We start from the raw sequence: 13,982 nt of genomic DNA on the forward strand, positions 1-13,982 counted from the left end.
AGGCTGCGATCTTTTGATCTTGCTTTTAAAAGATCAAGATCAAAAGATCGCAGCCTTCGGCAGCTCCTACACAAGCTCGAGCAGTGAGTCGGATCAATGCATTGGATCGTGCGCGTTGGCGGCAGCCTTTGATCGTGGCACGATGTCGAGGTTATCGACCGAGACCCCCGACCATGCCGCAATCCCAAGCCAAGAATCTGTCCCTGATCGCCGCAATCGACCTGGGCTCCAACAGCTTTCACATGGTCGTGGCCAAGGCCCAGAACGGCGAAATCCGTATTCTCGAGCGTCTCGGGGAGAAGGTTCAGCTGGCCGCCGGCATCGACGAAGAGCGCCATCTCAACGAAGAATCCATGCAGCGCGGGCTCGATTGCCTCAAGCGCTTTGCCCAACTGATCAACGGTATGCCCACGGGTGCCGTGCGCATCGTTGGCACCAACGCCTTGCGTGAAGCCCGCAACCGCGCCGAATTCATCCGTCGCGCCGAAGAAATTCTCGGCCACCCGGTGGAGGTCATTTCCGGTCGAGAAGAGGCGCGCCTGATCTACCTCGGCGTGTCCCACACCCTCGCCGACACCCCGGGCAAGCGTCTGGTGGCCGACATCGGCGGCGGCAGCACCGAATTCATCATTGGCCAGCGCTTCGAACCCCTGCTGCGCGAAAGCCTGCAGATGGGTTGCGTCAGCTACACCCAGCGCTATTTCAAGGACGGCAAGATCACCCCGGCCCGCTACGCCCAGGCGTACACGGCGGCGCGGCTGGAGATCATGAGCATCGAGCACGCCCTGCACCGCCTGACCTGGGATGAAGCCATCGGCTCCTCGGGCACCATCCGCGCCATCGGTCTGGCGCTGAAGGCTGGCGGCCACGGCACCGGCGAGGTCAACGCCGAAGGCCTGGCCTGGCTCAAGCGCAAACTGATGAAGCTGGGCGACGTCGAAAAAATCGACTTCGAAGGTATCAAGCCGGATCGCCGGGCAATCTTCCCGGCGGGCCTGGCGATTCTCGAGGCGATCTTCGACTCCCTCGAACTGCAACGCATGGATCACTGCGAAGGCGCCCTGCGCGAAGGCGTGCTCTATGACTTGCTCGGCCGCCATCATCACGAGGACGTGCGCGAACGCACCCTCACCTCGCTGATGGAGCGCTACCACGTCGATCAGGAACAGGCGGCACGGGTCGAGCGCAAGGCGCTGCATGCGTTTGACCAGGTGGCTGAAGACTGGGACCTGGAAGACGGCGTCTGGCGCGAACTGCTCGGCTGGGCGGCCAAGGTCCATGAAGTGGGCCTGGACATCGCTCACTACCAGTACCACAAGCACGGCGCCTACCTGATCGAGCACTCGGACCTCGCCGGGTTCTCCCGCGAAGACCAGTTGATGCTCGCGCTGCTGGTACGTGGCCACCGGCGCAACATTCCCAAGGACAAGTTCGCCGATTTCGGCGACGACGGCATCAAGCTGATTCGCCTGTGCGTGCTACTGCGCTTTGCGATTCTGTTCCACCACATCCGCGGCACCCAGCAAATGCCCCAGGTGGAACTGAACGCCCATGGCAACCACCTGGAGGTGGTGTTCCCGGAGAACTGGCTGGACGAAAACCAGCTGACCCAGGCCGACTTTGAAATTGAAGCGCAATGGCTGACCCGGGTCGACATCGTATTGACCGCCCGCTAAGTCACTGCCCCTTGTAGGAGCTGCCGCAGGCTGCGATCTTTTGATCTTGATCTTTTAAAAGCAAAATCAAAAGATCGCAGCCTGCGGCAGCTCCTACAGGGGATGGGTCGGGTGCAAATGAAAATGGCGATCCCAGGGGATCGCCATTTTTTTGTCTCAGCGGACCGTGAGGATCGGACTGCCCAAACGCTCCAGCAATGTCGCCTGGGCGCTGCGCGGGTTCTGATTGCCGGTCGGTGTGTTGCGAATGTAACGACCGTCCGGCTGCAGGCTCCAGCTGTGGGTGTTATCGGTCAGATACAGCTCCAGCTCTTTCTTGACCCGCATGATCAGCTTCTTGCCTTCCACCGGGAAGCAAGTCTCGACGCGCTTGTCGAGGTTGCGTTCCATCCAGTCGGCACTGGACAGGAACATCTGCTCGTCGCCGCCGTTGAGGAAGTAGAAAACCCGGGTGTGCTCCAGGAAACGACCGATGATCGAACGCACATGGATGTTGTGGGAAACCCCGGCGATGCCCGGCCGCAGGCAGCACATGCCACGCACCACCAGATCGATGCGCACGCCTGACTGGCTGGCCTTGTACAGCGCGCGGATGATCTTCGGATCGGTCAGCGAGTTGAACTTGGCGATGATGTGCGCCGGTTTGCCGTCGAGGGCGAACTGGGTTTCCCGGGCAATCATGTCGAGCATGCCCTTTTTCAGGGTGAACGGCGCGTGCAGCAGCTTCTTCATGCGCAGCGTCTTACCCATGCCGATCAACTGGCTGAACAGTTTGCCGACGTCTTCGCACAAGGCGTCGTCGGAGGTCAGCAGGCTGTAGTCGGTATACAGGCGGGCGTTGCCGGCGTGGTAGTTGCCCGTGCCGAGGTGCGCATAACGCACGATCTCGCCTGCTTCGCGCCGCAGGATCAGCATCATCTTGGCGTGGGTCTTGAAGCCGACCACACCGTAGATCACCACCGCACCGGCCGCTTGCAGTCGGCTGGCCAGTTGCAGGTTGGATTCTTCGTCGAACCGCGCACGCAATTCGATCACCGCCGTGACTTCCTTGCCGTTACGCGCCGCATCCACCAGCGCATCGACGATTTCCGAGTTGGCGCCGGAACGGTACAGCGTCTGGCGCACCGCCAGCACGTGTGGATCCTTGGCGGCCTGGCGCAGCAGGTCGACCACCGGGGTGAACGACTCGAACGGGTGCAGCAGCAGGATGTCCTGCTTGCTGATCACACTGAAAATGTTCTCGCTGTTCTGCAGCAGTTTCGGGATCTGCGGGGTGAACGGCAGGTATTGCAGCTCGCGCTGGCTGTCCAGGCCGGTGATGCTGAACAGCCGCGTCAGGTTCACCGGACCGTTGACCTGGTACAACTCGGTCTCGCTCAGGTTGAACTGCTTGAGCAGGTAGTCAGACAGGTGTTTCGGGCAAGTGTCGGCCACTTCCAGGCGCACTGCGTCACCGTAGCGGCGGGAGAACAGCTCGCCGCGCAAGGCGCGGGCCAGGTCTTCGACGTCTTCGGAGTCCAGCGCGAGGTCGGCGTTGCGGGTCAGGCGGAACTGGTAGCAACCCTTGACCTTCATGCCCTGGAACAGGTCATCGGCGTGAGCGTGGATCATCGACGACAGGAATACATAGTTGTCGCCGGCGCCGCCGACTTCTTCCGGCACCTTGATGATGCGCGGCAGCAGGCGTGGCGCCGGGATGATCGCCAGACCGGAGTCGCGACCGAAGGCGTCGATGCCTTCGAGCTCGACGATGAAGTTCAGGCTCTTGTTCACCAGCAAAGGGAACGGGTGCGTAGGGTCGAGACCGATGGGGGTGATGATCGGTGCGATCTCGTCGCGGAAATAGCGGCGCACCCAGGTCTTGAGCTTGGTCGTCCAATTGCGGCGACGGATGAAGCGGACCTGATGTTTCTCCAGCTCCGGCAACAGAATGTCGTTGAGGATCGCGTACTGACGGTCGACGTGACCGTGTACCAGTTCGCTGATGCGTGCCAGCGCCTGATGCGGTTGCAGGCCATCGGCGCCCGCCTGTTCACGGGCGAAGGTGATCTGCTTCTTCAGGCCGGCGACGCGAATTTCGAAGAACTCGTCCAGGTTGCTGGAGAAGATCAGCAGAAACTTCAGCCGCTCCAGCAATGGGTAGGACTCGTCCAGCGCCTGCTCCAGCACGCGGATGTTGAACTGCAGTTGCGACAGTTCGCGGTGGATGTACAGGCTGCTGTCATCCAGACCGGGAATGGCCACCGCCGGTGCTGTCGCAGCGGGTTCGACGACCGCCGCGGGCGGAGCTGGCTCCAGCTCCGGCGGGGTCTCGTCGACTTGCTCCACCACAGGTTGAGCGTCTTTTACGGCAACTTCAGTGAGTACTTCGGTATTCATCGAATGTTCCTGGGAGGGCTATTTCTGCTCTCGTAACAATTGAGCGGCACGAACGGCAAAGTACGTCAGGATGCCATCGGCGCCTGCACGTTTGAAAGCGGTCAGCGACTCGAGGATAACCCCTTCGCTCAACCAGCCATTCTGGATCGCCGCCATGTGCATGGCGTATTCGCCGCTGACTTGATAGACAAACGTCGGCACTTTGAATTCTTCTTTGACCCGGCACAGGATGTCGAGGTACGGCATGCCTGGCTTGACCATGACCATGTCCGCACCTTCTGACAAGTCCGCCGCGACTTCGTGCAGGGCTTCGTTGCTGTTGGCCGGGTCCATCTGATAGGAGGCCTTGTTGGCCTTGCCCAGGTTCAGCGCCGAACCGACTGCATCACGGAACGGGCCGTAATAGGCACTGGCGTACTTGGCCGAGTAGGCCATGATCCGCACGTTGACGTGACCGGCCACTTCAAGGGCTTCGCGAATCGCCTGGATGCGACCGTCCATCATGTCCGATGGCGCCACGACCTGAGCGCCGGCTTCGGCGTGGGACAGGGCTTGCCTGACCAGTGCGTCGACGGTGATGTCGTTCTGCACGTAGCCTTCTTCATCAAGAATGCCGTCCTGGCCGTGGGTGGTGAACGGATCCAGGGCCACGTCGGTGATCACGCCCAGCTCTGGGAATTGCGCACGCAGCGCACGGGTGGCGCGCTGGGCGATGCCCTCCGGGTTCCAGGCCTCCTCAGCATCCAGAGACTTGAGTTCCGAAGGCGTCACCGGGAACAGCGCCAGCGCCGGAATCCCCAGCTCGACCCACTTGGCCGCTTCCTCCAGCAACAAGTCGATGGTCAGGCGTTCGACGCCCGGCATCGAAGCCACCGCTTCGCGACGGTTTTCACCGTCCAGAACGAATACCGGCAGGATCAGGTCATCGACGGTCAGGACGTTTTCGCGGACCAGTCGACGCGAGAAGTCGTCACGACGGTTGCGGCGCAGGCGGGTTGCGGGGAACAGACGGTTGGCGGGGGTAAAGCTCACGGCAGACTCCTGAGCCCGCGCAGACGGGCGAGCGTGACAGTTATAAGTGCCCATTATGACGAACGTATGACAGTTATGTGCACCCTGCGACGTGTAGCCGCATTCCATTGTCGTTGTAGGAAATGTTCACGTCGAGACACATTTGGACACTTTCCTGAATGTGTCCGAAGGGTTAGGCTGCGCGTTCATTTCGCCAGCACCCAGACAATGCTCCAACAATTTCTGCATGACTTCGGCTACTTTGCCCTTTTTCTAGGCACGTTCTTCGAAGGCGAAACCATCCTGGTACTCGCGGGCTTCCTCGCGTTCCGTGGATACATGGACATCAACCTGGTGGTGGTCGTGGCCTTCTTCGGCAGCTATGCCGGCGACCAACTGTGGTATTTCCTGGGACGCAAGCACGGTCGAAAACTGCTGGCGCGCAAGCCGCGCTGGCAGATGATGGGTGACCGGGCGCTGGAACACATTCGCAAGCATCCGGACATCTGGGTACTGAGCTTCCGCTTCGTTTACGGTTTGCGTACGGTCATGCCGGTGGCCATCGGGCTGTCGGGCTATCCGCCGGGGCGTTACCTGTTGCTCAACGGCATTGGCGCGGCGATCTGGGCCGCAGCCCTGGCGGCGGCCGCGTACCATTTCGGCGCAGTGCTCGAAGGCATGCTCGGCAGTGTGAAGAAGTACGAACTTTGGGTGCTCGGCGCCCTGCTGGTCCTGGGCCTCGTGCTGTGGCTGCGCCGGCGCTTCAAGAATGCCCGCCTGGCCAAGCAGGTCTATGCCGACGAGCAGGCCCTGAAAGCTGCGCGGACCAATACCGAAGACCCTACGACGCCAACCGAGTGATGCGGTTTCTGCAACAGTAGAGACCGATGCCGCTCAACAGGCTGTAACTGAGCAGGCCGACCCAGCCCACGGCGCTGGCCGGCCACAGCCCCACCATCGGGGCCAGCCATGCCAAGGGCAGATTCGACGCCAGCCGCACCAGCTCCAGCTTCAACGCCCACGGGCGATTCTCCAGGGCCACGCCCAGCACAAACAGACCGAACGCCACCGTTCCCCAACCCAGCACCAGGGCGGCGACTGACAGTTTCGGCTCGAGATTCATCAAGTAGCTGCCCAGTGCGATATAGACGCAGAACTGCAACAAGACGTAGCGCTGCTGACGCCCGTCCAGCGGCACCTCGAATTTGCGGAACTGGCTCAAGTCCGGCTTGTTCATCGGGTACCTGGCCGCCACGTCCGCCGGGCGCCAGCCCGTGCGCATGAACCAGATCCGCAGCTTGTCCCAGGTGCTTTCGGCACGCCGCGCATCGGCCCACAACTGCGCGTAGTACTGCACGTTCGCCCACAGGGGATTCCAGCTCGCCAGCGGCGTGGTCACGCCGAAGACCACCGGCTCGTTGTCGTCTTCTTCCTGGAACGAACCGAACAGACGATCCCAAATAATGAACACGCCGCCGTAGTTGCGATCCATGTAGAGAGCGTTCTGTGCATGGTGAGCCCGATGATTGGATGGCGTGACAAAAAACCATTCGAACCAGCCAAGCTTGGGAATGTGCCGCGTATGCACCCAGAACTGATACAGCAGGTTCAGCGCCGCGACACTGACGAACACCAGCAGCGGCACGCCAAACACCGCCATCGGCAGATAGAAGATCCAGCCCAGGAGGAATCCGGTACTGGTCTGGCGCAACGCCGTGGACAGGTTGTAGTCCTCGCTCTGGTGATGCACCGAATGCGCGGCCCAGAGAATGTTGCGCTCGTGGCCCAGGCGATGCAGCCAGTAGTAGCAGAAATCGTAGAGGACGAAGGCAAACACCCAGGTCCAGACGCTGTCGGCCGACCACTCGAACAGCGCCAGATGCTTGAAGGCGAACGCGTAGGTCACCAATCCAATGCCTTTGGTCAGCAATCCCGTGGTGGTCGACAGCACGCCGGTGCTGATGCTGTTGATCGCGTCAGCCACCCGATAGTTGCTCACCCCGCGCCTGCGGTCGGCCAGCAGCTCGAGGGCAATCAGCACAAAGAAGAACGGCACCGCGTACAGAATGAAGTCCATGACGCGCCCTGATCGGAATCCTGAGGGCAAATGCTATGTGTAACCGCGAATTAACCCTATGGCAACGAGTGACAAATTAGTGGACATTTAACGCCATGAATCTGGAGAAAAGCCCATGAGCAAAAAAGTTGCAGTGATCCTTTCCGGTTGTGGCGTGTACGACGGCGCCGAGCTCCACGAGAGCGTCATCACCCTGCTGCGCCTGGATCAACGCGGGGCGCAGGTGCAGTGCTTCGCACCGAACATCGCGCAGTTGCATGTCATCAATCACCTGACCGGCGAAGAAATGCCCGAATCGCGCAACGTGTTGGTCGAGTCGGCGCGAATTGCCCGGGGCAACATCCAGGACATCCGTGACGCGAACGTCGATGACTTCGACGCGTTGATCGTGCCCGGCGGCTTCGGCTCGGCCAAGAACCTGTCCAACTTCGCCATTGAAGGCGCCGGCTGCACCGTTCAACCGGATGTCCTGGCCCTGACCGAAGCCTTTGCCGAGGCCGGCAAGCCGGTGGGGTTGATGTGCATTTCCCCTGCCCTGGCGGCCAAGATCTACGGTCCCGGCGTCACCTGCACCATTGGCAATGACACCGACACCGCTGCCGCGATGAACAAGATGGGCGCGACCCATACCGATTGCGCGGTCAGTGACATAGTCGAAGACAAGGCACGCAAACTGGTGAGCACCCCGGCCTACATGCTGGCGCAATCGATCAGTGAAGTGGCGTCGGGGATCAACAAGCTGGTAGACCGCGTACTGGAACTGACCCACGAAAACGACGCGTAAAAACAAGATCAAAAGATCGCAGCCTGCGGCAGCTCCTACAAGGGGCGGTGTGCAGCTGTAGGAGCTGCCGCAGGCTGCGATCTTTTCAGGCCTTGCGGGACAACCTGGTCAAGATCCGGTCCAGCGCATTGGCAAACGCCTGTTTCTCACGCTCGCCAAACGGCGCTGGCCCGCCCCCCATCTGCCCCTGTTCGCGCAAATCGGTGAACAGGTTGCGCACCGCCAGCCGCTCGCCCATGTTCTGCGCGTCAAATTCCTTGCCCCGAGGGTCGAGCGCGGCCACGCCCTTCTTCACCAGACGATCGGCCAGCGGCACATCGCTGCAGATCACCAGCTCACCGGGCACCGCGTGCTCCACCAGGTAGTCATCCGCCGCATCCGGGCCGCTCGGCACTACGATCAGCTTGACCAGCGCCAGCCCCGGCTTGGTCTGCGGCTGCCCGGCCACCAGCACCACTTCGAACTGGCGCTTGAGGGCGAACTTCACCACCAGATCCTTGGCCGCCCGCGGACAGGCATCGGCATCGATCCACACACGCATTGTATATTCCTCTGTTGAGAAGCATCGCGGGCAAGCCCGCTCCCACAGGTTAGCGCTAAACCTGTGGGAGCGGGCTTGCCCGCGAATGTGAGCGCAGCGAATGCTGTTGTTTAAGAAGCCTGCACCCGCTGCCTCTCAACCACCCGGCTACGACCATACAACACGACAATCGCAATGATCGCCACGGCCTGAGCACTCAGCGAGTAGGCATCGGCGTGGATCCCCAGCCAGTCAAAGTCAAAGAATGGCACCGGCCGCGTGCCGAAAATCCCGGCTTCCTGCAGCGCTTTCACACCATGCCCGGCAAACACCACCGACAAGGCGCACAGCAGACCCGCGTTGATGCTGAAGAACAGCGCCAGCGGCAACTTCGCCGAACCGCGCAAAATCACCCAGGCCAGGCCGACCAGCAGCAACACCGCCGTGGCCCCACCGGCCAACACGGCGTTGTGCCCTGCGGGACCTGCCTGCAGCCACAGGGTTTCGTAGAACAGAATCACTTCGAACAGTTCGCGATACACCGAGAAAAACGCCAGTGTCGCAAAGCCGAAACGCCCACCGCCACCCACCAGGCTGGTCTTGATGTAATCCTGCCAGGCCGCCGCGTGACGACGGTCATGCATCCACACGCCCAGCCACAGCACCATGACACTGGCAAACAACGCCGTCGCGCCTTCCAGCAACTCGCGCTGCGAACCGCTGACATCAATCACATAGGCTGCCAGCGCCCAGGTGCCTAACCCGGCCAGAAATGCCAGGCCCCAACCGACGTTGACGCTGCGCACCGCCGCCTGTTGGCCCGTGTTACGCAAGAAGGCCAGGATCGCCGCCAGCACCAGGATCGCTTCCAGACCTTCGCGCAGCAGAATCAGCAAGCCGGAAATGTAACTCAGCGACCAGCTCAAACCGTCGCTACCCAGCAAGTCGGCCGATGCTTTCAACTTGTCCTTGGCCACGTCCAGGCGCTGCTCGACCTCGCTCACCGACAAGCCGTCCTGCAACGACTGACGGTAGGCCATCAGGGATTTTTCCGTGTCTTTACGCACGTTGGCGTCAATGTTATCCAGCGAGCTCTCGACCAGCTCGAAGCCTTCCAGATACGCTGCTACCGATAAGTCATAAGCCTGATCATGCTCGCCGGCACGATACGCCGCGATGCTCTTGTCCAGGGTGGCCGCCGTGTAGTCAAGCAGTTGTGCCGGGGCACGCTTGACCTGGGGCGGTTGCGCCCGCTGGGCACGGAAGGTCGCGGCGGCTTGCGGACCTTCGACGGCCTGTACTTCGGCCGGGGTCTGACGAGCGAGGTCGGCGATGTTGTAGGTCTTTTCAGCCTTGGCCGTCGCCGGGTCAACACTGAAGCTGGCGATATAGGTGGCCAGGTCCCAACGCTGACGATCATCCAGCTGGTCGGCGAAGGCCGGCATGTCGGTGCCTTCAATGCCTTGACCAAGGGTACTGTAGATCGCGTAGAGGCTCAGACGGTCCAGCCGTGAGGCATCACGCAGATCGGTCGGCGCTGGGGTCATGCCGACGCCCGCCGGGCCGTCGCCGGCCCCTGTATCGCCATGGCAGACCGAGCAATGCTGAGCGTACAGCGGCGCGCCCCGTACCGGGTCCGGAGTAATGACCGGGGCCTGGCTGACTTCATAGGCCACGGCCAGCTTCGCCCCCAATTGCCGGGCCTGGCGCGCGACGTCGGCACCATCCTGATGGGCGTCGATGGAATTTCCCAGCGCGGCCACGCTTTGCTCCAGCGCGGCTTTTTCCGGCTTGGCCGGCATGGCTGCAATCAGACTTCCCAGGGTCCTGACCGACTCTTGCTGCGCGCGAAATCCGGACGGGTCCGTGATGCTGCCCGCCTGCACCGTGCCTGGGTAATCCGCGCCGATGTAGTCGAGCAAGTGCAGCGCCTGCGGCGTACCTTCGGTGGTGGCGGCCAGCAGTTGAAAGCTGCACGCAGCCAACAGCGGCAGCAACAGCCCGGCCAGGAAACGGGAGGGGGAAATCATGAATGAATCTCAATTTGAAAAACGAAGTTACATATTGTTATCGCCCAACGGGTTTCGCTCAAGCTTTGTTGATACTTCTTCGTAATTGCATCGGTTTCGGGAAAGGCTCCCCCAAACGAAAAAGGCGACCACCAGGGCCGCCTTTTTTTGTCAGTCGCCGTTTTACACGGCGGCCCTGCGCAACGTCGCCATAAACGCCGCCGCGCCGATGAACAGCCCGGCAAAGGTCCGGTTCATGCGTTTTTGCTGTTTCGGTGTGCGCAGCAGGCGCAGCACTTTGGACGCCAGACCGGTGTAGCCGGCCATGACGATCAGGTCCACGCAGACCATGGTCACGCCGATCACCAGGTACTGGATCAGCAGCGGAGCATGGGGGTCGATGAACTGCGGCAGCACCGCCAGCATGAACACCAGCGCCTTGGGGTTGCTGATGTTCACCAGAAAACCACGGAACACCAGGGCCATCGGCTTGCCGATCTGGCGCACCGCCGCGTCATCGCTCATGTCGCTGGGCAGCGCACGCCATTGCTTGATCGCGAGGTAGACCAGGTACGCCACGCCAAACCATTTGATGGCGTAGAAGGCCGTGGCCGAAGCCGTGAGGATGGCGCCGACACCGGCACCGACGATGGCGATCTGCAAAGCCAGGCCCAGTTGCAGGCCCAGGGCATTCCAGTAGCCGCGCCAGAAGCCGTATTGCAGACCGCTGGACATCGACGCAATGGCGCCGGCACCGGGGGAAAGGCTGATCACCCAGCAGGCGGCAAAAAACGCCAGCCATGTTTGAAGCTCCATTGCACACCTCGACTCGGACTCGTGACAGATGTCTAAGCTAATGCGGCTTTGGTTGGATGACTACCGATTTTTTGCAGGACGGCCAAAAGCAAAAGATCGCAGCCTTCGGCAGCTCCTACATTGGAATGCATTTCCCTGTAGGAGCTGCCGAAGGCTGCGATCTTTTTCGCAAGCCTGCTTACTTTTCGAACCCGCTGGAAGGAAACACATCCGTCCCGCGCCAACGCCGTACCGAACGCTGGAAGAACAGGCTGTTGGGCACTTGCACCATGGCGCTGCCGGTGCCGGCTTCTTCAGCCTCTATCAAGGTGGTGTAAAGCAGATTGATCGCCACCACCCGACCTTTGACGCCGGGCTTGTCGGTGGTGTCCACCAACTCGACCACGTCACCTATGCGGAACGGGCCGACGGTAAAGATCAGGATCGCGCACAGCAGGTTCGAGAGCACGCTCCACATGGCAAAAAACGCCACCGCCGCGACGGCGACGAAACCGGACAACGCGGTCCAGAGCACCGTGGCCGATACACCGAGTCGCTCGAGGACGAAAATCAGCGCGCTGCCCATGATCAGCCAGCGCAAGCCGCCCCGCAGCGGCATCATCAATTGCGGCGGAAACGGGTAACGCTCGCCGAGACGGGTCAGGCCTTTGGCGACGAAGCGCTGGGTGAAGTAGCCGGCGAGCAGGATCAGCAGGATTTGCACGCCGAGCCAGATCGGCTCGACCCACACCGCCGGCAACGGCAGCTTGAAGGCGTCCATCAGGACAGTGCCTCCAACTCCGCCTGCATGCTTTCCAGCAATTCCAGGGCTTCCATCCACGCTTCTTCCAGCTCCGCTTCACGCACTTTCAGCTTGGCCTGTTCGGCCAGCAGGTCACGCAATTCGTTCTTGCGCGCCGGCTCGTAGATGTCGCTGTCGCCGAGGCTGGTATCGACCTTCGCCAGTTTTTCGTGGAGCTTGCCCAGTTCGGCTTCGAGCTTGTCAGCCTCACGCTTGTGTGGGGCCAGTTGCTGACGCAACGCCGCTGCGGCCTGGCGCTGGGCTTTCTTGTCGGTCTTGTCCGGATTGACCGGGGTGCTGCTGACCGGGGCATTGCGCTGGCGATACTCCACCAGCCAGCGGGTGTAGTCCTCCAGGTCGCCGTCGAACTCTTCGACCTTGCCATCCGCCACCAGATAAAAATTGTCGGTGGTGCTTTTGAGCAAATGACGATCGTGAGAGACCACCAGTACCGCACCACTGAACTCCTGCAAGGCCATGGTCAGCGCCAGGCGCATTTCCAGGTCCAGGTGGTTGGTCGGTTCGTCGAGCAACAACAGGTTCGGCCGGTCCCAGGCAATCAAGGCCAGGGCCAGGCGCGCCTTTTCACCACCGGAAAAATTCAGCACCGGCTCGTCGATCCGCGCGCCACGGAAGTCGAAACCGCCGAGGAAGTCGCGCAGGGTCTGTTCACGCTCGGTCGGTGCCAGGCGCTGCAAGTGCAGCAACGGGCTGGCTTTGGAGTCCAGAGAGTCGAGCTGATGCTGGGCGAAGTAACCGACCACGGTATTCTCGCCACGGGTCAGGCGACCGGCCAATGGCGAGAGTTCACCGGCGAGGTTCTTGATCAGGGTCGATTTACCGGCACCGTTAGGGCCGAGCAGACCGATGCGCGCACCCGGGGTCAGTTGCAGCTTGACCTTCTCCAGCACGGTTTTGTCACCGTAACCCAGGCGGGCATCGGACAGGTCGATCAGCGGGCTGGAAATTTTCTGCGATTCGCGGAAGACAAAGTCGAACGGCGAATCGACGTGGGCAGCGGTCAGCTCTTCCATCCGCTCCAGGGCCTTGATCCGGCTCTGGGCCTGACGGGCCTTGGTGGCCTGGGCCTTGAAGCGGGCGATGTAGCTTTCCATGTGCGCACGTTGCGCCTGCTGCTTCTCGTAGGCTTGCTGTTGCTGGGCCAGGCGTTCGGCACGGGCGCGCTCGAAGGCGCTGTAGCCACCGCGGTACAGAGTGATCTTGCGCTGATCGACGTGGGCCACGTGGTCGACCACGGCATCGAGGAAGTCCCGATCGTGGGAGATCAGCATCAGGGTGCCCGGATAGCTCTTGAGCCATTCTTCAAGCCAGATAATGGCGTCGAGGTCCAGGTGGTTGGTCGGTTCGTCGAGCAGCAGCAGGTCCGACGGGCACATCAAAGCCTGCGCCAGGTTCAGACGCATTCGCCAGCCACCGGAGAAATCCCCGACCTGACGATCCATCTGCTCGTTGGTGAACCCAAGACCGGCCAGCAACTTGCGTGCCCGGGCGTCGGCGGTGTAACCGTCGGCGCTATCGAGTTCCGAATGCAGGCGGGCCTGTGCGGCACCGTCATGGGCCGCTTCGGCTGCCGCCAGGTCGCGTTGCACCTGGCGCAGGCGCAGGTCGCCATCGAGCACGTAGTCGACCGCCAGGCGTTCGAGGGTGTCGACCTCCTGGCGCATGTGGGCGATACGCCAGTCGGCCGGCAGGAAGCAGTCACCCGAGTCCGGGTGCAGTTCGCCCCGAAGCAAGGCGAACAGGCTCGATTTGCCGGCGCCGTTGGCACCGATGAGGCCGGCTTTCTGGCCGGCGTGCAGGGTCAGCTCGGCGTCTTCTAGCAGACGTTGCGGGCCACGCTGTAAAGTCAGGTTCTGAAGTCGAATCATAATGGCGGCGGAGTCTACCAGCTTCGCTCGCAACTGGCGC

11 protein-coding genes are annotated in these 13,982 nt (G+C 61.6%); 3 read left to right on the top strand and 8 right to left on the bottom strand.

Features of this window, described 5'->3' with window-relative positions; genetic code table 11:
* Window positions 1-173 precede the first annotated feature (173 nt).
* The gene (gene ppx / locus C9422_RS03510) at window positions 174-1,676 is read left to right on the top strand and encodes an exopolyphosphatase (RefSeq protein ID WP_116579713.1); all 1,503 of its coding nucleotides are present in this window, start codon (window positions 174-176) and stop codon (window positions 1,674-1,676) included.
* A 156-nt stretch (window positions 1,677-1,832) separates the two neighbouring features.
* Here the strand turns inward: ppx and ppk1 are convergent, their stop codons facing one another.
* Together ppk1 and hemB are read right to left on the bottom strand one after the other, a co-directional pair.
* Window positions 1,833-4,055: a polyphosphate kinase 1 gene (gene ppk1 / locus C9422_RS03515; protein WP_116579714.1), complete on the bottom strand. Its 2,223-nt coding sequence runs from the start codon at window positions 4,053-4,055 to the stop codon at window positions 1,833-1,835.
* Between the two features lie 18 nt (window positions 4,056-4,073).
* Window positions 4,074-5,087: a porphobilinogen synthase gene (hemB, locus tag C9422_RS03520; RefSeq protein WP_007978864.1), complete on the bottom strand. Its 1,014-nt coding sequence runs from the start codon at window positions 5,085-5,087 to the stop codon at window positions 4,074-4,076.
* Between the two features lie 207 nt (window positions 5,088-5,294).
* Between hemB and C9422_RS03525 the strand changes: the two genes are divergently transcribed.
* Window positions 5,295-5,927 carry a DedA family protein gene (locus C9422_RS03525; protein ID WP_104450239.1) on the top strand — a complete coding sequence of 211 codons (633 nt, stop codon included), beginning with the start codon at window positions 5,295-5,297 and terminating at the stop codon, window positions 5,925-5,927.
* Here the strand turns inward: C9422_RS03525 and C9422_RS03530 are convergent.
* Window positions 5,908-7,143, bottom strand: a complete 1,236-nt coding sequence (locus tag C9422_RS03530) for a sterol desaturase family protein (RefSeq protein ID WP_116579715.1) — start codon at window positions 7,141-7,143, stop codon at window positions 5,908-5,910. The genes C9422_RS03525 and C9422_RS03530 overlap by 20 nt on opposite strands.
* Window positions 7,144-7,258: 115 nt before the next feature.
* On the opposite strand from C9422_RS03530, the gene elbB reads away from it, so the two are divergent.
* Entirely contained in the window at window positions 7,259-7,927 is a 669-nt protein-coding gene (gene elbB / locus C9422_RS03535) for an isoprenoid biosynthesis glyoxalase ElbB (protein WP_007978857.1), read from the top strand.
* Between the two features lie 85 nt (window positions 7,928-8,012).
* On the opposite strand, the gene C9422_RS03540 is transcribed toward elbB, so the two are convergent.
* From C9422_RS03540 to C9422_RS03560, 5 genes are all read right to left on the bottom strand, one after another.
* Window positions 8,013-8,468 (bottom strand): YaiI/YqxD family protein, encoded by a 456-nt coding sequence (locus C9422_RS03540; protein WP_116579716.1) that lies wholly within the window; start codon window positions 8,466-8,468, stop codon window positions 8,013-8,015.
* Window positions 8,469-8,578: 110 nt separating this feature from the next.
* Window positions 8,579-10,477: an FTR1 family protein gene (locus C9422_RS03545; protein ID WP_116579717.1), complete on the bottom strand. Its 1,899-nt coding sequence runs from the start codon at window positions 10,475-10,477 to the stop codon at window positions 8,579-8,581.
* A gap of 162 nt (window positions 10,478-10,639) precedes the next feature.
* On the bottom strand, window positions 10,640-11,272 hold the full coding sequence (gene rhtB / locus C9422_RS03550) for a homoserine/homoserine lactone efflux protein (RefSeq protein WP_007998964.1): 633 nt from the start codon (window positions 11,270-11,272) through the stop codon (window positions 10,640-10,642).
* 178 nt (window positions 11,273-11,450) lie between these two features.
* A complete protein-coding gene (locus C9422_RS03555) occupies window positions 11,451-12,032 on the bottom strand; it encodes a mechanosensitive ion channel family protein (RefSeq protein ID WP_116579718.1) in 582 nt (193 codons plus the stop codon).
* Window positions 12,032-13,942: an ATP-binding cassette domain-containing protein gene (locus C9422_RS03560; RefSeq protein WP_104450245.1), complete on the bottom strand. Its 1,911-nt coding sequence runs from the start codon at window positions 13,940-13,942 to the stop codon at window positions 12,032-12,034. The genes C9422_RS03555 and C9422_RS03560 overlap by 1 nt, the downstream gene beginning before the upstream one ends.
* Between the last annotated feature and the right edge of the window lie 40 nt (window positions 13,943-13,982).

This window comes from Pseudomonas sp. B1(2018), from assembly GCF_003097365.1.
Classification (GTDB): Bacteria; Pseudomonadota; Gammaproteobacteria; order Pseudomonadales; family Pseudomonadaceae; genus Aquipseudomonas; species Aquipseudomonas laurylsulfatiphila.

What these genes read in the sequence shown, in the direction of transcription:
- ppx (WP_116579713.1), top strand. Translation starts at nt 174, where the DNA reads ATGCCGCAATCCCAAGCCAAGAATCTGTCCCTGATCGCCGCAATCGAC.
- ppk1 (WP_116579714.1), bottom strand. Translation starts at nt 4,055, where the DNA reads ATGAATACCGAAGTACTCACTGAAGTTGCCGTAAAAGACGCTCAACCT.
- C9422_RS03525 (WP_104450239.1), top strand. Translation starts at nt 5,295, where the DNA reads ATGCTCCAACAATTTCTGCATGACTTCGGCTACTTTGCCCTTTTTCTA.
- C9422_RS03530 (WP_116579715.1), bottom strand. Translation starts at nt 7,143, where the DNA reads ATGGACTTCATTCTGTACGCGGTGCCGTTCTTCTTTGTGCTGATTGCC.
- elbB (WP_007978857.1), top strand. Translation starts at nt 7,259, where the DNA reads ATGAGCAAAAAAGTTGCAGTGATCCTTTCCGGTTGTGGCGTGTACGAC.
- C9422_RS03540 (WP_116579716.1), bottom strand. Translation starts at nt 8,468, where the DNA reads ATGCGTGTGTGGATCGATGCCGATGCCTGTCCGCGGGCGGCCAAGGAT.
- C9422_RS03545 (WP_116579717.1), bottom strand. Translation starts at nt 10,477, where the DNA reads ATGATTTCCCCCTCCCGTTTCCTGGCCGGGCTGTTGCTGCCGCTGTTG.
- rhtB (WP_007998964.1), bottom strand. Translation starts at nt 11,272, where the DNA reads ATGGAGCTTCAAACATGGCTGGCGTTTTTTGCCGCCTGCTGGGTGATC.
- C9422_RS03555 (WP_116579718.1), bottom strand. Translation starts at nt 12,032, where the DNA reads ATGGACGCCTTCAAGCTGCCGTTGCCGGCGGTGTGGGTCGAGCCGATC.
- C9422_RS03560 (WP_104450245.1), bottom strand. Translation starts at nt 13,942, where the DNA reads ATGATTCGACTTCAGAACCTGACTTTACAGCGTGGCCCGCAACGTCTG.